The 21,405-nt window shown below is 36.7% G+C and carries 16 protein-coding genes; 3 read left to right on the plus strand and 13 right to left on the minus strand.

The window, feature by feature from the left end:
• Positions 1-642 precede the first annotated feature (642 nt).
• The 11 genes from EHC72_RS16530 to EHC72_RS16580 all read right to left on the minus strand — a co-directional run bounded on the left by EHC72_RS16530 (position 643) and on the right by EHC72_RS16580 (position 16,840).
• Entirely contained in the window at positions 643-1,413 is a 771-nt protein-coding gene (locus EHC72_RS16530; protein ID WP_131538821.1) for a polysaccharide lyase family 7 protein, read from the minus strand.
• 10 nt (positions 1,414-1,423) lie between these two features.
• Entirely contained in the window at positions 1,424-3,748 is a 2,325-nt protein-coding gene (locus EHC72_RS16535; protein WP_131538822.1) for a polysaccharide lyase 6 family protein, read from the minus strand.
• 59 nt (positions 3,749-3,807) lie between these two features.
• Positions 3,808-5,373 (minus strand): hypothetical protein, encoded by a 1,566-nt coding sequence (locus EHC72_RS16540; RefSeq protein WP_131538823.1) that lies wholly within the window; start codon positions 5,371-5,373, stop codon positions 3,808-3,810.
• Between the two features lie 23 nt (positions 5,374-5,396).
• Positions 5,397-7,052 (minus strand): RagB/SusD family nutrient uptake outer membrane protein, encoded by a 1,656-nt coding sequence (locus EHC72_RS16545; RefSeq protein WP_246029448.1) that lies wholly within the window; start codon positions 7,050-7,052, stop codon positions 5,397-5,399.
• Positions 7,053-7,094: 42 nt separating this feature from the next.
• Positions 7,095-10,298: a SusC/RagA family TonB-linked outer membrane protein gene (locus EHC72_RS16550; RefSeq protein ID WP_131538824.1), complete on the minus strand. Its 3,204-nt coding sequence runs from the start codon at positions 10,296-10,298 to the stop codon at positions 7,095-7,097.
• Positions 10,299-10,568: 270 nt separating this feature from the next.
• A complete protein-coding gene (locus EHC72_RS16555; RefSeq protein ID WP_131538825.1) occupies positions 10,569-11,321 on the minus strand; it encodes an SDR family NAD(P)-dependent oxidoreductase in 753 nt (250 codons plus the stop codon).
• 12 nt (positions 11,322-11,333) lie between these two features.
• Positions 11,334-12,620, minus strand: a complete 1,287-nt coding sequence (locus tag EHC72_RS16560; RefSeq protein WP_131538826.1) for an MFS transporter — start codon at positions 12,618-12,620, stop codon at positions 11,334-11,336.
• Positions 12,621-12,644: 24 nt separating this feature from the next.
• Positions 12,645-13,523 carry an alpha/beta hydrolase gene (locus tag EHC72_RS16565; protein ID WP_131538827.1) on the minus strand — a complete coding sequence of 293 codons (879 nt, stop codon included), beginning with the start codon at positions 13,521-13,523 and terminating at the stop codon, positions 12,645-12,647.
• A 31-nt stretch (positions 13,524-13,554) separates the two neighbouring features.
• Entirely contained in the window at positions 13,555-13,896 is a 342-nt protein-coding gene (locus tag EHC72_RS16570; protein ID WP_131538828.1) for a cupin domain-containing protein, read from the minus strand.
• A 4-nt stretch (positions 13,897-13,900) separates the two neighbouring features.
• Positions 13,901-16,036 carry a heparinase II/III domain-containing protein gene (locus tag EHC72_RS16575; protein ID WP_131538829.1) on the minus strand — a complete coding sequence of 712 codons (2,136 nt, stop codon included), beginning with the start codon at positions 16,034-16,036 and terminating at the stop codon, positions 13,901-13,903.
• A gap of 66 nt (positions 16,037-16,102) precedes the next feature.
• On the minus strand, positions 16,103-16,840 hold the full coding sequence (locus EHC72_RS16580) for a FadR/GntR family transcriptional regulator (protein WP_131538830.1): 738 nt from the start codon (positions 16,838-16,840) through the stop codon (positions 16,103-16,105).
• Between the two features lie 245 nt (positions 16,841-17,085).
• On the opposite strand from EHC72_RS16580, the gene EHC72_RS16585 reads away from it, so the two are divergent.
• Together EHC72_RS16585 and EHC72_RS16590 are read left to right on the plus strand one after the other, a co-directional pair.
• Positions 17,086-17,667, plus strand: a complete 582-nt coding sequence (locus tag EHC72_RS16585; protein ID WP_131538831.1) for a Crp/Fnr family transcriptional regulator — start codon at positions 17,086-17,088, stop codon at positions 17,665-17,667.
• A gap of 71 nt (positions 17,668-17,738) precedes the next feature.
• Entirely contained in the window at positions 17,739-18,710 is a 972-nt protein-coding gene (locus EHC72_RS16590) for a quinone oxidoreductase family protein (protein WP_131538832.1), read from the plus strand.
• A gap of 662 nt (positions 18,711-19,372) precedes the next feature.
• On the opposite strand, the gene EHC72_RS16595 is transcribed toward EHC72_RS16590, so the two are convergent.
• Both EHC72_RS16595 and EHC72_RS16600 read right to left on the minus strand, forming a co-directional pair.
• Entirely contained in the window at positions 19,373-19,786 is a 414-nt protein-coding gene (locus EHC72_RS16595; RefSeq protein WP_131538833.1) for an endonuclease domain-containing protein, read from the minus strand.
• A 76-nt stretch (positions 19,787-19,862) separates the two neighbouring features.
• Positions 19,863-20,597 carry a hypothetical protein gene (locus EHC72_RS16600; protein ID WP_131538834.1) on the minus strand — a complete coding sequence of 245 codons (735 nt, stop codon included), beginning with the start codon at positions 20,595-20,597 and terminating at the stop codon, positions 19,863-19,865.
• A gap of 141 nt (positions 20,598-20,738) precedes the next feature.
• Here EHC72_RS16600 and EHC72_RS16605 point away from each other — a divergent pair, with 141 nt between their 5' ends.
• The gene (locus EHC72_RS16605; protein WP_131538835.1) at positions 20,739-21,329 is read left to right on the plus strand and encodes an HPP family protein; all 591 of its coding nucleotides are present in this window, start codon (positions 20,739-20,741) and stop codon (positions 21,327-21,329) included.
• The last annotated feature ends 76 nt before the right edge of the window (positions 21,330-21,405 follow it).

Raw genomic sequence — 21,405 nt, forward strand, 5'->3', positions numbered from 1 at the left:
GTACAAAATTACAATAACGGAGAGTTTGAGGTTGGGTTAAAATACAATTTCAGATAAGAGGATAAGTTTTTTTATTCAATAAAGGGCGCTTCGTATAAAATGGAGCGCCCTTTTTTTATGAATTAAGTTGAGGGAAAGCCGTCGGGAGCTTATCTGAGGCTCTGCTGAAGAGAATCCGGTTGTCGGGAGCTTATCTGAGGCTCTGCTGAAGAGAATCCGGTTGTCGGGAGCTTATCCGAGGCTCTGCTGAAGAGAATCCGGTTGTCGGGAGCTTATCCGAGGCTCTGCTGAAGAGAATCCGGTTGTCGGGAGCTTATCCGAGGCTCTGCTGAAGAGAATCCAGTCGTCGGGAGCTTATCTGAGGCTCTGCTGGAAAGAATCCAGTCGTTTTGAGCATATTGTAGGTGTACAATGGAGGAATCCGGTTGTCATTGCTGACCGTTCATTTCCAAATCACTTTCTTAAATCAGCAATTAAGATTAGGAAAGCAAGTACCGTACGTGTCGTACTATTGAGATAGAAAACATCGCGGATGCTACTAAATCTAGGTTTAGCGAAAAAAATCTGTGGTCAACGGTAATTCTCTGCAATAAAAATAGAGTAATATCAGACTAGGTACTGAAGACCGCAGACTAAAAAGAATTACTCTTCGTGTTTTACCCAAACATTATAAATTTCAACTTCTCCGTAAGCATCACAAGATTCACCTTCAGTTTTTTTCTTGCCTTTGCATGACGACTGAACATAGGCGCCGGCCTTAAAATAGGCATTGTTAAAGCTACCATCAAAAGTGTATTTCAGCTCATCGTTGTAATAACATTGCGTTTGATTATTAGAAACCACAAATTTTACGGTGAAACGGGTACCTAAAAGATAGTTAGGATCAAGCACTACACGATCGGCACCATTTGCTGATACCAAAAGTTTTTTATCTTCTAACCTAAAAAAGATCACATATTTATCGGCGTCATGAATTTGCCCAACTACAATGTGTTTTCTAACATCAGGAAGATGAACCACTCGCTGATCGATAAATAAAGTATGCTTACCTTGTGATGATGACCATGCTGCAGAGGTTTTTCCATCGTTAAGCATTTCTCGTAGTTCGGTACGCGGAAAATTAGAGCCACTTGTGGTTTCGCCCCCGGCATTTGCCTTAAAACTTACAGCATCTTTATTCTTGTTTAAAAAGAAAAAGTTGTCATCGGTATAGGTATTTAGTTCTGGCTGTTTAATTTCATCAGGATTTCCGTTGTGCTCCGTATTTACCGGAAGGGTAAGTTTCCAGTTTTGTAGGTTTAACACTTGACCTGGCACAGTTGGTTTTACATTTGATTTACTGACTTGGGCAAAAGCCATTTGACTGCAAAAAGATGTAATAAGGAAGAGAAAGGATGCTTTTTTAAAATTCATTTTTATAATGCTATTGGTTTAAACTTGCGCCTAACTTTCCTTTTTTTGAAGATACATTAAGCAGTGGAGCGCCTTTCTTTAGATTAAAATTTAAGGCTTCGGGTTTAATGAAGCTTGGAGAAATATGGTAAATAAATTTTCCGCTTATTTTACCATAAGTAGAAGTTATTTTTCCTGATTGATAGAAGTTGCAATAGTTTACCAATATTTCATCGGCAATGGTTTCTTCCAATCTGATACTACTTCCACCTTGTCCGGATTTATTAAATATGCTGTTCAAAATTTTTGCATGTTGCACACCAATTAAGCGTAGGGTAGCTCCTTTTTCGCGGTTATCAACTTCGTTAAATGTACATTGATTAACGTTTAAAAACGGGCCTAAAGTACTTTCATCATTACCACCACGATATAAATTTAAGGCACTTCCTAAGATGTTGGTAAACACACAGTTTTCTATTATGGTGTTTTCAGCATTGTAAATGCCCTTATCTTCTTTCTCTGCAGATAAATCAATCGCTGTTCCAGAAATATTATTGAAAAGAGAATTTTTAATAATCAGGCTATCGGCAAATGTACTTTTAGACGCTTTAATTGCGCTGAATGTGCTTTCGCTAAAATTGTAGAAATGGCAATCATCAACAAATAAATTATAGTGCATGTTCATTGGCAATGTAGTGCTTCTAATTCCGGCTTGCACATCGGCAAAACTTTCGAAAGTACCAGAAAATGCCAGACCTTTTACATTTAACGATCCTCCGTTTTCTATAGTGATAAATGCAGGAAGAGTTTGATCGGAAGCATTTACTAAAATCGGTTTAGTTTTTAAGCCTTTTGAAGCCATTAAAACGAGTTGTTTGTTAATTGTAATTTCCTTCAATAACTTATAGTTTCCACTTTCTGCAAACACTATTGTATCCATGTTATTTGCAGAAGATATAATTGTATTGATTTGATCGGCATCAACAAGTTTTAAAATGATTTTTTTACCGATTGCCTTTGCTGCATCCTTTTCTGCCTTATACCAGGTTGCGCCCGTAACCGAAGCTTTTAAGATATTAATTTTACTTAAATCGGCACCTGCCTGTGTGCTCTCGGGCAGAGCGATGCCATCAACTGTTTTGCTTTTAGTTTTAGTAAGTGCGAAGCCAAACGGAATTTTTAATTTAGAAGACCCACTTACTACATTGTTTTTGAAGGTTAAGCCCTTATCATGGTTAAAATCTGTATAAACCGAATCGCCATTGGTAATCACTAAATTATTTGTGAAGGAAACGTTTTCGGGTGCCAAAGTTCTTTCGGCGTCTTTTCCTGTTCCAAAATCAATATGATCGCAGTTGATAAAAGTATTGCGATAAATACTTGCATCTTTTACTTGATAATAACGATTAATAGCCGAGTTTGGAACTCCATTCATTACCGCCAATGCAGAACGAAAAGCATTGCCTTTAAGATCCTTAAACACATTATTAAACACTTTATGCCCAGGGTTAATTATTCTTACGCCACCAGTAAAAGGTTTGTTGTTACCCAAAAATATATTGTTTTCTACCACATTATTGCTGCCATGGCGGAGAACCAAACTGCCCTCGCACTCAAAAAAAGTATTATCGCTTACTTCATTCTGCCCAGATTTGATTGAAATAATTTCTACCTCACCATTGCAACGCTCAAAATAGTTGTTTTTAATTTGAGTTTTTGATGGTGTAAGCGAATAACGAGATACCCCAATGCGCATGGTTTCGCCACCGTTGGAACCAAGTCGTTGGCGGCCTTTAAAATAGTTATGGTCTATACTATGGTTATTTTGCTGACTTCTTTCATCATTAAGCTCAACAATTAAAGTTGGGCCGGCATTAATTTTATTAATAATTGTACAATGATCTACACGGTTATTTTTACCCCAAAGTACAATCCAATTATCGTTTTTAAAGCGATCTGCTTGCGAGAAGTTTTCGATCACAAAGCCACTGATTCTACAGTGATTTGCTAAATCATTTGATCCGGTTTTAAATACTATTAAATCTCCGGCAGGACTGTATCCATTATTAAAATGTAAATCGTAAAGCTCAAGATAGTTACCAGATAAGCGAAGGTTTGATGCGCCACTTATGGTTACGCCACCTGGTGTTTGTGGGCGAATCTTAATTGGATTTTCTGCGGTTCCATTTGCTTTTAATGTTAATGTAGCATCCTTCCAAACACCATCAGCCATTATAATTTCATCGCCTGGTTTTGCCTTAGTCAAAGCAGTTTGTAATTCTTTACCGTTATGCACCAGTTGGGCAAAGGTTTTAGAGAAAGAGAGCGAGAGGAATAATAATATGGCTAATCTCATGGGTTTTTATAGGCAAAAATCCCTGGAAACTATCTGAACAGTTTGCCAGGGATTAGGTTTTATTTTTGAATGTAAATATCGAATTTTATAGTTGATGTACCTGTTGTAGAAGTGGCTTCTTTAGCACGGAGAATAGCATTTTTATAACCAGATCCACTTATATCAGGAATCCTTACATAAATTAAATATGCACTGGTGGTATTAAAAATAGCCGTTGTTGCAGCCGCTGTAGCATCAAACCTTGATGAACTGCTACCAGGTGCTGCTATACCATTTGCGTTAAAGAAAGCATCATCAATCACATCAATATTATTAGCATTATACTGTGCATAAACATTATCAATACCTGATGTACCTGGTACAAGTACACGGAATCTGGTGGCTCTTAGTGCGCCTGTATTGGCAATAGACCATGATGTACCGTTGCATTTAAAATTACTTGCAACACTGGCTGTATTGGTTGGACTGTAAAATGCCGGACCAGTACTGGTACCATAAAACAAGAAGGCCATTGTTGCTTCACTTGCGTTTAAGCTACAGTTGCCGGCGGTAGTACCATCAGTAAAAAAGATGGTATTTGTGCCTGTGGTTTGCGCATTCATTACCACATCACGATATAAAACCGTTCCGTAATTAACATTTAAAGGTATAATAAGTTCAGATTGTACATCTTCCAAATCTACTGCTACAACTTTTAGGTTTGCGGCACGTTTGCGATAGGTATAACTATAATTAAAGCTGTAACTTAAGCTAGAGTTTAAATTGGTTAAGCTAGATACCAGCGAATATGCACCTTGATAATCATCATAAATATCGATACGTTTTAAGCCTGTTACCGAAGTAATATTTCCTGTTATGCCAGTTGGAGAGCTTAAATTTGGTGTTACCGATGCAGGGAAACTTACAAACTTGGGTTTAAATAAGGACACATCAACAGGCATGGCAATAATTAACTCACTGCTTTGACCATAAATATCTTTAGCCACCACCTTTATGTGTTGTGATGCCTTACGATATTTGTATGCGTAGTTTAGTGCATATTGTTTAGCACCCGATAAATTGGTAATGCTATTAGCCAAAACATAAGTGTTTTCGGTTTGATAATCATCATAAATATCAACTTGAGCCAAGCCATAATCTGATGTAATATTACCAATAATGGCTGTATTGCCACCGTTTAAATCGGCAGTAAGTTTTACTGGGAAATCTTTTAATTGTGGTAACGCCGGATCAAAATAAGTAATCTTAATAAAGCCCTCAACGGTGCTGTTATCGGCCTGTTTAGCCAAAACCTTTACACCTGTAGCCTTGCTCATGTTATTTAATGGAAAGGATGCTGTAGGGATAGTAAAAGCATAATCTGAAGCGTTATTTGGAGATGCCACTGCGATAAGTGAATCTGTTGCATTGCTTCTAATCAGGTAGGCATAAATATAGCGAATACCATCGCTTGAGGTAATTTGTGCAGTTACATTTTTATTATCACTAAATGATTTTGTTGCCCGGTTAAAGGTATATTCATCAGCGCTGAAACTCCCCATACCAGCGGTTTCAGTTTTTTTGCAGGAGGATAATACCATTATGCCTGCAAAAAGATAGAGTAACGATTTTAATAATGTTCTCATAATTTTAAGTTTAAACGGTTGCATTAATAACCTGGGTTTTGAGGAATAATGATCTCGTTATTTACATCTATTTCGCGTTGCGGAATTGGCAACAATGCTTTTTGATCTGTTACGTTTGCACCTAAAACATCTGCTGTACCGCGTTTATATTTGGTGTAGAACAAGGCATAATCCAAAACATAGTGGTTTTTTATGGTGGCAACTAAAACGCCGTTGCGAACCAGATCAAAGAAGCGTTGGTTTTCAAAAGCCAGCTCTAATCTTCTTTCATTTAACATTGCCGTTTGGAAACTTGCTGCATCTGTAATAGCACCTGTACCTGATGCCGGATATAAATAAAAGCCATTACTAAAAGTTCCAGTAGTGTAGGTGCCAGCACCTGCACGTTGGCGAATTTGGTTTATAATTGCCATTGAACTTCCGGTAGCTCCATCAAAACCTGTGGCTTCTGCCTTCATTAAAAGAATATCAGCATAACGCAATACAGGAAAATCATTTTCTGCATCGTTTTTATAAAGCTCAGCTGAAATAAATTTATTATTGTAAAAAGGAGTAGAGGTACTCCCATAGCTGGCAATATTTACCGCTTTTCGGCTATCAATCATAGTGCTTGCTGATGGAGTTTTGTAGGCACTAACCAAATCAGATTGCGAAGGGCAGTTATACCAGCTTCCATCGCCGGGTACTACTGCATCGCCGCTTCCACTTGGTGCAAAAGAGTTTGCCATTGGGTTACCTAACCCTACTAAGCCTGATTTATACCTAACGGCAAATAAAATCTCTTTATTCATCTCGTTATTAATGGAGAAAACACGGGCGTAGGTAGTTTCCAAGCCATAGCCGCTACTTGCAATAATATCATTCAGTATGGGTAATGCATCTGCTTTTCTACCTAAGGTTAAATAAACTTTAGCCAATAAACCTTCGGCAGCCCAAGCGGTAGCACGCCCTAAATCGCCTGCTGGAATACTTGCATAAGCGGTTCTGATAAGTTGACTTTTTGCACCCAATAAATCAGCTAAAACGAGTTGATAGGTATCAGCCTCAGATGAACGGTTGATTTGTTTTGCTTCTGATGGAATAACTGGTTCGGTTAATATAAACATACCACCAAATAATCTTACCAGATTGAAATAATGATAGGCTCTTAAAAATAACGCTTGTCCAATTAGCTGAGATTTTTGCGCTGCAGTAACTTTAGCTGTTCCTTCGCCATAAACCAATTGACCACCGCTATAGCTTACACCTAAACTTCTTAATACATAATTAATATTGCGGATGTTTTTGTAAACGCTTAGGTAGTAATTATAAATCTGAGGGTTTTGTGCACTCAAAGTGTACAAGTTAAGATCATTAAAATCATCATTAATGCTTGATGCACTTGTTGGTGCATGTTGCACTACATTATCGCTACGCAACTCTGTAACCATCCATTCGTAATTTAGCGGCTCTTGTAAACCATTGTAGCAGCCTGTTAATGCAGTATTTACCTCTGTAAAGTTGCGGTAATAATTACCAACTGTAACGTTGGAGGGTGGCTCTACATTAATTAATTTTTTACAAGAAGCTAATACAGTTAATATAGCCAGCGCTGTGATAAATGATAAGCGTTTTAAGGCTGAATAACTTACTGTGCGCTGCTTTGAAATATCTTTAATGGGCATGTTTAATGTTTTCATATCATTACATTTTCTTTTAAACTTTTGTAAATTTTTCATCGTTTAAAAAGTTAAGTCAATACCAAAAGTAAAGGTGCGATTAACCGGGAAACCACCACTTTGATACCCAGATACCAAAGGCGAAGCGTAATTTCCGCTGGTAATGCGGGCTTCGGGGTTAATGCCTTTATAAGATTTACCGGTAATAAAAAATACATTATCTGCTGATCCATATAACCTTAAATTATTAATATGGATTTTCTTTAAGAAAGGAGATTTAAAGGAATAACCTAAAATTATGTTTCTTAAATAAGCGTAAGATGCATCTTCAACCACATAATCTGTTAGCATTACATCTGCATAGGTGCCAATGCCGTAGTAAGGAGTTTTTCCATCACCAGGAAAAGCCTCACTTATCCAACGGTTATCTACAAAAGCCTTATCGTATTTACGGGTTTCGTTGTAATAAATATCGCCATTAATTAAATCGCCACCTTGCGAGCCTTGAAGTAAAATGCTTAAATCAAAGTTTTTATAACGGAAGGTATTGGTAATGCCCCAGGTAAAATCAGGAAAAGGATTTCCAATTGCAGTACGGTCTTTTTCATCAATAATATGATCGCCATTTTGATCTACAATTTTTAAGCTTCCTGGTGTAAAGTAGTTAGATAGGATGGAAGAGGTTTGCCCACTTGCCGCAATATCTGCCTGAGAGAGCCAAACGCCATCTGTTTTATATCCAAAAAACTGAACCGCCGGCGCACCAACTATTGATGCATAAATTTCATTTCGGTTTCCATAATTGTATTGGTAAGCCTCACCTCCAAGTTTAATTAACTTATTACGATTAGCAGAAATATTTAATGAAGTATTCCACTTAAAGCTTTTACTGTTGATGTTTGTGGAGCTTAACTCCAGTTCCAAGCCTTTGTTTCTAACGGTTCCGTTATTGTTCCAGTAAGAGTCAGACCCGGTAAAAGATTCTGTTCCTTGTTGTAGCAATAAATCTTTGGTGGTAGAGTAATAATAATCAATACCCAAAGTAATTCTGTTTTTTAATAAACCAATATCCAAACCAACATTTGCAGATCGGTTGGTTTCCCAGGTAATGTTACGGCCTGCAATTACAGCTCCGTTAGGTGCCTGCCCAGCGTTTACATTTCCAGTACCTTGTCCAAAAGAGTAGTTTGCTTTGTATAAAAGATCTTCGAAAGAGAAATCTGTAATTCGGTTATTTCCTGTTTCACCATAACTGGCTCTAACTTTTAAGCCACTTAACCAGTTTTGCGTTTTCTCCATAAATTTCTCGCTACTAATTACCCATCCGGCAGATACCGCAGGAAACCATCCGTATTTATTGCCTGAATAAAATTTCGAACTTCCATCGGTACGTAAACTAGCAGAAAACAGATATTTATTTTTGTAATCGTAGTTAATACGCCCTAAGTAAGAAATTAATCCAACGGGACCAACCTTAGCTGTATATGTTTGACCCTGATCTATTTGTGCTGCTTGTGCAAGCGTAGTAAAATCATCATTAGGTGAGTTTAAGCCAACCATATTGGAAATTTCCTGCGTAGTTCTTTGCATGGTATAACCCAATAAACCTGTAAAGTTGTGGTTTTTAATGCTCTTAGTATAGTTCAATGTGTTTTCCCATAAAACATCTACATTTTTTGAAGTATAAATAGTTCCTGAGTTTACATCGCCATCTTTACGAGCGTTGCTTTTGGTTAAAATATTGTTCTGCAACGAGCTGTAATAGCCACTTAATGATGACTTGAAAATTAAACCTTTAGAAATGGTATAAGAAAGATCTGTACCACCTTGCATGCGGAATACTTCAGCAAAACGAGTTTCTCTTGATGCTATAGAAACTGGCGTATTATTACTGGTAGAGAAAGGGTTTAATGCACCTGCACTAGTCCAATAAGAACCATCGGGCATAAAACCTGCATAATTTAAATTTGCAAAATGTCTTGCTTGCACATAATCTCCAGCTGCAATATTTGCCCATTGTGTATTTTGGTTAACAAAAGCAGATGTAAAAGTGCTATGATAAACTGGTAAAGAAGAATACCAGCGATAATAATCAATATAAGTGTTTGCGGGTTTTTGTGTTTTAGTGTAAGTAGGGTTCATATTAACACTCAGCGTTAATTTAGGCGATAAGTTGGCATCAATCTTAACCCTTAAATTGCCTTTATTATTTTCGCTGTATTTCATTACACCTTGATCTTGCTGCATATTGCCAGAAATATAATACCTCAGGTTTTTATTGCCGCCAGATACCCCCAGTTGAACGTTGTAAATACCAGCATCGCGTAAGCCTTCCTGCTGCCAGTTTGTAGGCTCGCCACTAATTTGGTTTTCAATAACATAGGCCGCTCTCTCTATGTCTGTAATTTTATTAAATCCAGTGGTTACACTTGGATCGGTCATACGCAAGGCTGCTTCATTAAAAAGCAAGCTTGTATACTCAGAGGTTGTCATTAAAGGATGCAACTTATAAGCCTCCTTAATGCCATAATAAGTTTTAAAAGTATATCGAGGTTTATCTGCAACACCCTTTTTGGTGGTAATTATAATTACGCCGTTGGCACCACGAGAACCATAAATAGCTGCCGAAGCTGCATCTTTTAGCACATCAATAGATTCAACATCATAAGAGTTAATAAAAGCCATTCCATCAGCAATTGGTTGCCCATCTACCACGACCAAAGGATCAGCGTTTGCACTTAAAGAAGTTGATCCTCGTACCCGAACGGTAGGATCAGAGCCTGCCTCGGAAGTTATATTCTGGATAGTTAAGCCAGCTAATTTTCCAATTAATGCATTGTCTAATCTGGAAGTAGGAATTTCATCCAGGTTATCATTTTTTAATTTACTCACTGCGCCCGTTACAGAAGATTTTTTAACCGTACCATAACCAATCACCACAACATCTTCCATGGTGGTTTTAAGCTCGGTTAGGGTGATGGTAATTTTTTCACTTTTAGTTACCGGATGACCGTGTGGCTGATACCCCAAATAGTTAAAAATTAGGGTTTTTCCAATTTCTACAGTGATGGAAAACTCCCCGTTAGAATTGGTCATGGTGCCCTGCGTTCCGTCCTTTATCTTTACAGAGGCGCCTGGCATTGTATGTCCTTCTGTGTTTTTAACCACACCCTGCACCTTTACTTTGGTTTGGGCAGCAGCCGGATTTAAAAACAGAAAACATGAAAATACTGCCAGCAGAATGCTTCGCAAATAAAATTGTTTCATATTGGTTATATTTTGGTTAGGTTATTCTTTGCAACGCTAAATACTTGATTTAGCCAGCTGGCTTTTTTAGGGCCGGGTACGCTTTGTGTTTTTAAGCCTGCCTTAATATTTTATTACCTCGGCAGGCTCGGTGAGACACGTTATTTTTATCTGATTAATTTTGTTGTTATTTTTCTTCGCCCATTATTACCTTGAGCCTTCAAATTACTTCGATTATTTACTTGTGCTTGCCGGAGCATTTGCCCCGGACAAACCCAATCAAACTATTTTTTATGAGAAATTTAATCCTCCGTTAATGTCAATATTCGTTCCTGTGATGTAGCTTGACTCATTAGAAGCCAGATAAACAATTAAATCTGCTACTTCTTTAGCTTCGCCTTCACGTTTAAGTAAAGTGGCGTTGGCTACATTTACCCTTACTTCTGGTTTGCTAAAAGTATCATGAAAAGTAGTGGCAATCATGCCAGGTAAAACTGCATTTACACGGATGTTTTTAGGACCAACTTCTTTTGCTAAGGCTCTTGTGTAAGTCATAATGCCACCTTTTGCAGTTGCATACGCACTAGCTCCGGGCCCACCACCATCTCTACCAGCAAGCGATGAAAGGTTTACAATAGAAGAGCCAGATGGCATATTTGGAATAGTTGCTTTTGATACTAGAAAAACACTTTTTAAGTTCAAATCCATTACTTGGTCCCAAAAATCTTCATCAAGCTCTGCCGTAGGTTTACGGGCAACCATACCACCCGCAACATTTACAAGAATATTAATGTCTTGGCCAAATGCAGCTTGTGTTTCTTTAACCAAATTGGCAACTTCTGCAGCTTTTGTAACATCAGATTTTACGATAATGGCCTCTCCGCCAGCATCCTGAATTAATTTAAGGGTCTCTTCGGCATTTTGCACATTGCCATGGTAATTTATAACCACTTTGGCACCCTGTGCGGCTAATTGGCAGGAAACTGCTCTACCAATGTCTCTTGAACCACCAGTTACAATGGCTACTTTGTTTTTTAAACGCATAGATATTTTTTATTATGATGTAATTATTTTTTTTGAGGTAATGTATTTAATGCATATCCATGTAATTGGAACCAGCACTGCGGCTAGTACAAAAAAGGATACGTAACTTGTTTTGGTAATAATTGGTACAGCCCAGGTGGTTAATAAAGTTCCGGCTACGGCAGCAGTACCACCCATACCGGCAACAGTACCAACGTTTTTGCCGTTAAAGTAATCACTTGGCAAGGTTTGGATATTTCCAATTAAAAATTGAAAACCGAAAAGGGTAGATCCAATAAGAGACATGGCTAGGGTTGGATTTTCTTTTAATGTACCAAGGAAATAAACAATGGCAATTAATGAAATCAGCATGATGGCGCAACCCACAGCAATAGCATTTTTGCGTGCCTTAACTGCCGATTTACCTTTTTTAATGCACCATGAAGAATAATAACCGCCTAATAATCCGCCAACGGCTGCAAATAAATAGGGCACCCATGTAAATGATCCAATTTGTTTAATATCAAACATAAACTGTTCCTTTAAAAAAGTTGGTAACCAGGTTACAAATAACCACCAAACGGGATCAATGAAAAAACGGCCCATAATAATGCCCCAGGTGTTTCTGAATTTTAAAAGCTCTTTCCAGGTTAAAACAGGAGCGGTATCGGCAACATTTTCTGTAGCAGGATTTTTATCTAAAATATAATCTCTTTCTTTTTCAGTGAGCCAGCTGTGTTTATCGGGAGTAGCTTTATTGATTACCCACCATGGAATTACCCATATTAAACCCAAAACAGCAATTAGAACGAAAGTCATTTTCCAGCCAAAGGCGATATAAAGTAGCGCAATAATAGGAGCAGAAATAACTGAGCCCATTGATGCACCTGCACCAAAAATACCCTGTGCAATAGCCCGTTCTTTTGCCGGAAACCATTCTGCATTACTTTTTGTTGCACCAGGCCAGTTTCCAGCTTCGCTAAACCCGAGCAGAAACCTAAAAATATTAAAGGAAGCTAATGATCTGGCGAACGAATGCAAGGCAATTGAAACACTCCAGCCAATAATTGAAATGGTCATTCCTAAACGTGTGCCCACAGCATCCATCAGCTTACCCGTAAAAGTTTGCCCTAATGCATAGGCAATCATAAAAAACGTTGTAATTAGTGCCAGGGCGCTTTTATTATCCGCATCAGCAATGCCAAAATCCTTATAAATGTATGGCCACATAATATTAATGGCACTTCTATCAATATAATTTATTACTGTTGCCAGTGCAATTAACCCGATAATGTACCACCTTAATCCTTTAATCTTCATCTCTCGTTTTTTATTCGGGTATGATTACAGTCCCAGACTCTTTAAAAAATCCATTATTTTTTCGTTCACCATCGTATTATCTTCTTTGGTGAATTTGCCATGCAAACCATCTTTAACCGTAATAAATTCGTTTTTTACGCCCAACTGATCCAGTTTTGCTTTTAGTGCTACAGATTGCTCATAAGGAACGGTAGGATCGGCATCACCGTGTACAATAAAAGTTGGGGGACTTGTTTTTTTAGCCTGATAAAGAGGAGAAACAGATTTAGCAAAGTTTTCATCTTTAGCTTTTGCACCTAACCAGCTAGTTGCAGATTTGCTAGTTTTGTTTGTGCCATAAGCCCAATCCCAAACATCTGTAATACCATATTTATCAATAACTGCGGCAACTTTAATGTTTTCTGTTCCTTTACAATTGGTATCAAAAAGGTGGTTATTTTCCATGTAGCCGCCCATTAAAGCTAAATGACCACCGGCAGAACCGCCCATAATTACGATTTTATTAACATCGATATTAAGTGCCTTGGCATTTTTTATAATGTAAATTAAAGCACAACGAGTATCCTCTACGGCAGCAGGAGCAGTGGCTGCACCTGTTAGGCGGTATTCTATATTGGCTACAGCATAACCACGTTTAAAGAAACCGCTAAATCCGCTTTGCGATTCTTTTGTTCCTTTGTTCCAACCGCCACCATGAATGCTGATTACAATTGGAGATACACCTTTGCTTGCTGGAGGTAAGTACAAATCCATTTTACCTTCCCAGCCATCTACTTTAGTGTAAACCACATCAATTTGTTCGGTAAAACCTGCTGGATACTGAACTTTTTTAACCTCAGTTTCCTGAGCATTGATTGCTGAGTTGAAGCATAGCAATCCAATTAACATGAATAAATATTTCATATTTTTCTAGTATTTAGTGAGTTATATTTTTTTAGCTTTTTAAGAAATCTTCACGATGAGGGGTAAAAACATCTATCAGAATACCTGGTTCTATACATACACATCCATGTATTTCGTGTGGCGGCACGTAAAAACCATCACCTTTTCTAAGTATTTTTTTTGTTTCGCCAATGCTCATTTCAAAAACACCGCTATCTACGTAGGTAACTTGTGTATGGTGGTGCTCGTGTAAAACACCTATTGCTTTAGCCTCAAATTTGGCTTTTACCAGCATAATTCGATCATCATAACCGTACACTTTTCTTTTTACTCCATTACCTAAATCTTCCCAGTCTGTTTCTGCTTCAATTTGAAATAAATCGCTCTGTATCATCTTGTTAATTGGTTTTTGTAAAGTTGTTTTTGTCTTGATAATTAATTTTATATTGATAAACCTGATCTTTTACTTTAAAAGAAATGTTTACCTCTTGTTCAGTTGCACTTATAATTTTTAATTCGGAAACCGAACTACTCGCACCCACAGCAGTTTCTCCAATAGGATTTACTTTTCCATGTGCCTCTGTTATGCTAAAGAAAACCTGATTTTTGGCCTGCTTTTGCGAAAGCATAAAAGCTTTGCTTTCTACCAAGCTCATATCAGGATCATTAGCACCTAATGAAAGCTGCTTAACCTGAATTTCAGAATCTGTGGTAAAGTGGGTGGTATAGAAGCGTTTATTGTTTAAAATACTAATGAAGCCACCTTTTGCATCAACAGTAGATTCGGCATTTAACCAAATGTGTTCATAGCCGTATTTGCTACCCAAAGCTTTAAGGTTATTTCTATTTGCGTTAATTTTGAAAGAAGAAGCAACCAATTGTCCTTTGTACCAAAAAGGCAAATCGTACTGATGTAGTTGATCAGATAGTGCTTGAAAAACATCAATTAACAAAGGTTTTGCTAACCCGGCTACCTTAAGCAAGGCGGCAGTTCTTTTCATTTTTACACCTGCATAAGCTTCATTTTCTGCTGCGCTTACTACTTTAACGTTATTGTCGTTTTTAAAGAAAAGCTTTTCGGGATGTGATCTCTGAGCCAAATCAGCATCTAACTTAAAATTAGAAGTTTCATCAACCACCAAAGTATTGTGTGCTACCGTTTGCTTGGCCCAGCTTTTATTTTCAGGGAGATAATCGCCACCTTTTTTTGTTTCAATATTTAGGAAGCGTGCAGCGCCATAATCAGGGAAAATTTCCACGCCGTGATCGTAATATAAAATATTTAATCTATCAAAATGACCATGACCCATGCCTTGCGATGCCGCTTTAAACAATACACATTGTTGATCTTCATTACTTCCTGATCTTAAAATACCCAAGCCACCATCATTTCCACTAAGCCCATCGCCAATCCATTGTGTATTATAAACAAAAGGCTTCAGTTTACCAGCCGCTAAATCTGCAGCTATCTTTAAACCCGCATCTGAAATAATAACTTCGTTTTGCCTTTTAGCAATATCCAGCAACTCTGGCTGTGCTTTAATATCAGAATAAGCAATATCTACACCATAAACCAGTTCGGCCGATTCATAAGTTTTATCTTTAATGGCATCGTTAATCGGGAAAAAAGTACCATCAGTATAAGTAAGTTGTAATGATGTGTTAATGGCTTTTGCCAATAGTTGATTGCGGTAATTAAATATTTGTCGTTTGGGTTCGTAATTATTTATTGCTTTGGCAAAAATTACAAATGGGAGCAAGGCATAACGCTGATAATAAGGGCCTTCTGTATAGTAGCCATCCGGCGAAAAAAGCTGATCAATTTGCGCCAGGTAACCTGTTTTACCATCTTTATTTGAACCTTTAATGGCTATTTCTACGTAATCAGGCTTATTTAAAACGTAGCCTGTCATTCCTACAGCCGCAATATCCCAAGTACCATGATTGTGTATTTTATCGAAGGTTTCTTTACAATCAACTGTAAAGAATTTTAGGATAGGCATAAATAAATGTGCTTCAATAGTTTTTCTATCTGCCGGGGCAATTGCATTGTAGGCTAAATCATAACCTTGAATGGTGTAAACTTGCCATACAAAATCGTTCAGGCTTTGCCAGAAAATTTTACCGCCTTGATGTCCTTCTTTACGTTTTGGGTGTAAAGGCCATTTCTCATAATCAGCAGCATATTTTAACAAGATATTTTTTACATAATCGGCATAGCGTTTATCGCCAGAAATTTGATAAGCAATGCCACAGTTTAAAATATTTGTATAGTTTTTTTTGTGTTGTTCGTGAGTAAAACCTCCGCCACCATCAGCAGGCAAAGGTACATTAATGGTTTCGGCGAGTGCTTGATCGGCAATAGCCTTAACAGATGCGTAAGACTTTTTTAGTAGTGGATAGGTTTGAATCCCTTTCCGTATTGCAGTTACATTTTTGCCCGTTATCATGATACTTGGATGCTCCTGAGCACCACAAAACCAAGATATTAAAAGGCAAAAGGAGAGCAATACTAACTTTTTTAAGTCGTTCATATTATTGGGATAAATAATTTAAGAGATTAGCTTTAAACGTTGCTGTTTAAGGGTTTATGTGATCTTTTATGCTTTCTGAATAATTTTTTGTGCTAAATATCCGGCCTTACTTATTTGATACATATCATCTAGATGCATGGCTATTGCGTTTTCTGCCGCATCTATATCTTGGTTTTCTATAGCTTTTAAAATTTCGCGATGTTCTCTTTTTGATTGCAGCCCTCGATTTTCTCCGCAAAGTTTATTCTCGCTAATATTTTTAATTAAATCAGGAATTAAGATTAAAATCATAGATTCTATTACGGAGTTTTTTGATGCCCTGGCAATTTTGATGTGAAAAATCATATCCTCTTCAACTGCATCCTGACCGCTATCTATCTTGTTTTCAAAATCCTCAATCGCTTCCCTCAAACTAATCAAATCTTCTTCCGTTCTTCTTTCAGCAGCAAGTTTTATAGCATCAAGTTCAAGGTAGTAGCGGGCTTCAAGCAAGGCATTGAAATCGTCTTTATTAAACTTTATAATATCAGTAATAAGGTTATCCATTACTTTAATCCCCATGCCGGCAACATAAGTTCCACTTTGCGGATTGGTTTTTAACAAACCGTAAAATTCTAGTTTTAAAATTGCTTCTCGAACGTAACTTCTGCCTACACCAAATTTCTCGGCAAGCATTCTTTCTGCAGGTAATCTATCTCCAGGTTGTAATTGTCCGGTAGAAATAAGTTGCTTAAGCTGATTGATGATTTTATCAACAGGCGATTCTACTTCAATGGACTTTATGGTCTCAATAAACGATTTCATAAAATTATATTTGGTCAACCAATAATTGGTAGACCAAATATATAAAAGACATTAACAAACCGCAAAATATTTGATAAAAATTTGATTGATGTATCTCATCCATAGCTTTATTGTGCTTTAAAAGCCATTTTAATCTTCATTATATTACAAATGATACATTGTAGAATGGTTTAGTAAAGCTATAACAGGAACGAATTATTTAATTATCTGTTAATTATTTGCACTTTAGATTTAAAAATTGACCTATGTTTTCTCCATTAACAGAACGTAATACTTATTTACAACCTTATTGGGAAAAGTTTATTGCGTTGCATAAAAGGGTAGAACTGCCTGCCAGAACCATCTTATTAAATGAAGGAGAAATTTCCAAACGTTCCTTTCTCATTGAAAAGGGATGCATAAGAGCGTGGTTTAATAATAATGGTAACGACAATACCTTTCAGTTTTTTTTCGAAAATGAAATTTTTTCATCCAGAGAAAGTTTTAAAAAGAACATCCCGAGTATGTGTACTTTCGAAACTATAGAGCCAAGTATTATCTATATTATTGAAAAAGTTGATTTTGAGAAAATAATGTCAGAACTAGGTCAGGACGCGGTATTTTTAAGAAAAATGATTGATATTTTATTTGAAAGGCAGTTTCATTATATGAAAGAGTTTTTATCGATGATTAGAGATGCTCCTGAACAACGTTATCTGAATTTATTAAAAGATGCTCCACACATAATTAAAAGAGTTCCGCAACATTATATTGCATCCTATTTGGGCGTGAGTTCCGTGCATTTAAGCCGAATTAAAAGTAAGCTTTTAAAAAATAACCGAATTTAAAGCATTTGATAACATATGTTATCGTTTGCCCGCTGTTTAATGCCTCATCTTTGTTTAAAATAATAAAGAAAATGAAAGCAGCAATTTTATATAAGAAAGGCGAAGCGCCAAAATATGGAGAAATAGAAGCACCCGTTACAAAAGGTGATAACGAAGTTTTAATAACAGTTAAGGCTGCTTCAATTAAAAATCTGGATAAATCACGAGCAAGTGGAGCACATTACAGCAGCGCTAATCCTTTACAAAAACCTGAAACCGTTGGTGTAGATGGGGTAGGCTATTTAGAGGATGGTACCCGGATTTATGCAGCTGGAATAAGCGGTATGATTGCCGAAAAAGCTGTTGTAAATGCTAAAAGTATAGTTAGACTCCCTGATAATTTAGATGATATAACTGCAGCAGCATTACCAAATGCAGTTTTAGGTGCTTGTGGAGCCATTCAATTTAAAGCAAATGTACAAAGTGGACAAACGGTTTTAATAAACGGCGCAACAGGAGTTACCGGCATGGTTGCTGTACAAATTGCCAAATTATATGGTGCAAAAAAGGTAATTGTAACAGGCAGAAATGCAGATACACTAACGAGTTTACTCCAATTAGGTGCAGATGAGGCCATCTCTCTAAAAGATGATGAAGAAATTATAATTGAAAATTTAAAACGCATACATAAACAAAATCCTATTGATGTGGTGGTCGATTACCTATGGGGAAAACCAGCTGAATTGATTTTGGCAGCTTTACTAGGAGATGGTGGTAATACACATGCAGTTAAATTTGTTACGGTAGGGAGTATGGCGGGCGATAAAATTGAATTATCATCTGCAGTTTTAAGAAGTTCGGATATTGAATTGTCAGGCTCAGGTTTTGGAAGCCTTTCTCCGCAAAATATTGCAATCTTATTTAAAGAGATTTTACCAAAAATGTTTCAGTATGCAGCCGAGGGAAAGCTTAAAATAGAAACCGTAACTGCCAAACTGGAAGATGTAGAAAGCGCTTGGACCGCTGAAATCCCGTCTGGAAAACGATTGGTTATTGCAATTTAACCTGTTAATTAATCATCCCCCAGCCCCCTTCAAAGGGGTACTTGTGACAGTGCGATTAGAAGAAATTGGTATACAATTTGAACTCTAGCTATGCATAGCAAACTTCTTTTTTTATGGATTAAAAATTAGCCCCCTTTTGAAGGGAAGACTTGTGACAGTTCGATTAGAAGAAATTTTGTATACGATTTGAACTCTAGCTATGCATAGCAAACTTTTTTTTTATGGATTAAAAATTAGCCCCCTTTTGAAGGGAAGACTTGTGACAGTGCGATTAGACGAAATTGGTATACGATTTGAACTTTAGCTATGCATAGCAAACTTCTTTTTTTATGGATTAAAAATTAGCCCCTTTTGAAGGGAAGACTTGTGACAGTGCGATTAGAAGAAATTTTGTATACGATTTGAACTTTAGCTATGCATAGCAAACTTCTTTTTTTATGGATTAAAAATTAGCCCCCCTTTTGAAGGAAAGACTTGTGGTAGTGCGATTAGAAGAAATTTTGTATACGATTTGGACTCTAGCTATGCATAGCAAACTTCTTTTTTTATGGATTAAAAATTAGCCCCCCTTTTGAATGGAAGACTTGTGACAGTGCGATTAGAAGAAATTGGTATACGATTTGAACTTTAGCTAGGCATAGCAATTTTCCTTTTCTCATAGATCAAATATCTCCCCCTTTTGAAGGGGGCGGGGGGATGACAGCACTTTCCCATTCCAAAATAAAATGCTCAATCGCCCTTTGAACATTTTCAATATCATCCATAATTTCACTATCATTAAAACGGATGATACTAAAACCCATTGCTATTAGATTTATTTCTCGCTTTTTATCTTTTATAATTTGCTCTTCCCAGTTATGCGATAAACCATCTGCTTCGATAATCAGCTTTAACTCTTTGCTGAAAAAGTCGGCAATATAATTTCCAATAGGTCTCTGCCGAAGAAAAGGGTAGCCCATCATTTGCTTATTCCTCAGCAATGCAGACCACAATTTAATCTCAGCTTTTGTGCTATTATTTCTATTAGAACGAGCAAATGCTTTTAGCTTTTTATTGTAATTATTGTTGTCGTTCATTAATAGTATAAAGGAAATAAGTCTGTCGAAATGCTTTTATCTAAATGCACTTCGACAGGTTCAAAATGATAAGCGACTACTTTTTGGTAGGATTTTTTTGATTATAATCATTAAAGGCAGCAACTAATGTTTCATATTGCATTGGCATTAGGGCTGCTTTTTTAGCCATACTAATCATTCTTGCAGCTAGCCCTTTCTTGGTGGAAACAGGTTCATTACCATATTCACCATTTTGAAATTTTTTCAAAACATCTGGTGTATCAGCAAAATATTTCTGTAAGTCGTAATCAAAAGCATTCTGCATTTTGTCGTTATCTTTCTGGCTAAGCATTTTCCAGCCGTTCATTAACTCTTTATGGTCTTTAGCCATTTTCTCCTTATAGTCACCATAATAAATGTCAAAATCTTTAGGATAGCTATAGTAGCGATAAACATCAATTCTACCACCCGAAAGCTTTTCCATCATATGATCGTTTGATCCAAGGCTTTTTAACTGTAGATTTTCAGTATCAACATAATGAACCTTTTCAAATTTTCGATCACCCGTTTGGTAAGATTTTAAGTCATCAACGCGGTATTTTTTAGGTTTAACATTATCACTCTTACTTTCGGCAAGGGATGCTGAATCTTTGAGTAAAATATAACGTTGGTTAGTCCACGGCGCATCCGCATAAAAGCTGATTTTGCCACTAATACGGCTTCCATCACTTAATATGGCATAGCCTTGAGAATAAGTTTCTTGCGCTTTTAAAGCGGTTAACGAACAAAAAAGGCCAATAGTAAGCCCTAGGGATGATAGAGTTTTTTTCATGATTAAGCGTTAAGATAATTTCATTCTAAAGTAAAGCTAATGTGCTTAATTTCAAACTAAAAGATCAGAATAATATCAATTTCTAAACATCATTAAATAGTCTAAAATTTAAGTCGTAATTATGCACCAAATTTATTTGCATTGAAAAAACACATCCGAAGGCATTATCGCAAGGCTAAATACATATTTTATAAGGAAACATTAATTGATTTCAGAGAGCATTTTTGGACTTTTTTAGGCTCGTTTTTAGGAATTGGAATTATTGGTTTTCTGAACAGTCAGTATTTTACCGCGTACGAAAATCTTTTCCTTATTGGTTCTTTTGGAGCATCATCAGTACTAATTTACGGATTAATAAATAGCCCGTTGGCGCAACCAAGAAATGTAATTGGTGGGCATGTTGTTTCGGCTTTGGTAGGTGTAACCATTTACAAACTAATTCCAGATCAACTTTGGCTAAGCTCGGCCTTATCGGTTTCATTATCCATCGTTTTTATGCAAATAACCAAAACACTTCATCCGCCAGGAGGTGCTACTGCATTAATTGCGAATTTAACATCGCCTAAAATTCAGGCTTTGGGTTATATGTATGTATTGAGTCCTGTTTTATCGGGTGTAATTATTTTAGTTTTAGTTGCCATAATTTGTAACAATGCAACTAAACATAGAAGTTATCCTAAAAATAAAGAATGGTTTAAAATCTGGAAACGCAGGTATAGAAGAAAAATTTAATTATTTTTTTTACACTTACGGAAAAAATTGCTTTGCGCTACTTATTAATTAAAGACAGATTTTTAATTAGATTTGC

Source organism: Pedobacter nototheniae, from assembly GCF_004335085.1.
Lineage (GTDB): Bacteria > Bacteroidota > Bacteroidia > Sphingobacteriales > Sphingobacteriaceae > Pedobacter > Pedobacter nototheniae.

Bases quoted from the DNA above. Each gene is read 5' to 3' on its own strand.
- EHC72_RS16555 (WP_131538825.1), bottom strand. From the start codon at position 11,321: ATGCGTTTAAAAAACAAAGTAGCCATTGTAACTGGTGGTTCAAGAGAC.
- EHC72_RS16585 (WP_131538831.1), top strand. From the start codon at position 17,086: ATGTTTTCTCCATTAACAGAACGTAATACTTATTTACAACCTTATTGG.
- EHC72_RS16565 (WP_131538827.1), bottom strand. From the start codon at position 13,523: ATGAAATATTTATTCATGTTAATTGGATTGCTATGCTTCAACTCAGCA.
- EHC72_RS16595 (WP_131538833.1), bottom strand. From the start codon at position 19,786: ATGAACGACAACAATAATTACAATAAAAAGCTAAAAGCATTTGCTCGT.
- EHC72_RS16535 (WP_131538822.1), bottom strand. From the start codon at position 3,748: ATGAGATTAGCCATATTATTATTCCTCTCGCTCTCTTTCTCTAAAACC.
- EHC72_RS16545 (WP_246029448.1), bottom strand. From the start codon at position 7,052: ATGAAAACATTAAACATGCCCATTAAAGATATTTCAAAGCAGCGCACA.
- EHC72_RS16580 (WP_131538830.1), bottom strand. From the start codon at position 16,840: ATGAAATCGTTTATTGAGACCATAAAGTCCATTGAAGTAGAATCGCCT.
- EHC72_RS16600 (WP_131538834.1), bottom strand. From the start codon at position 20,597: ATGAAAAAAACTCTATCATCCCTAGGGCTTACTATTGGCCTTTTTTGT.
- EHC72_RS16550 (WP_131538824.1), bottom strand. From the start codon at position 10,298: ATGAAACAATTTTATTTGCGAAGCATTCTGCTGGCAGTATTTTCATGT.
- EHC72_RS16540 (WP_131538823.1), bottom strand. From the start codon at position 5,373: ATGAGAACATTATTAAAATCGTTACTCTATCTTTTTGCAGGCATAATG.
- EHC72_RS16560 (WP_131538826.1), bottom strand. From the start codon at position 12,620: ATGAAGATTAAAGGATTAAGGTGGTACATTATCGGGTTAATTGCACTG.
- EHC72_RS16570 (WP_131538828.1), bottom strand. From the start codon at position 13,896: ATGATACAGAGCGATTTATTTCAAATTGAAGCAGAAACAGACTGGGAA.
- EHC72_RS16575 (WP_131538829.1), bottom strand. From the start codon at position 16,036: ATGAACGACTTAAAAAAGTTAGTATTGCTCTCCTTTTGCCTTTTAATA.
- EHC72_RS16590 (WP_131538832.1), top strand. From the start codon at position 17,739: ATGAAAGCAGCAATTTTATATAAGAAAGGCGAAGCGCCAAAATATGGA.
- EHC72_RS16530 (WP_131538821.1), bottom strand. From the start codon at position 1,413: ATGAATTTTAAAAAAGCATCCTTTCTCTTCCTTATTACATCTTTTTGC.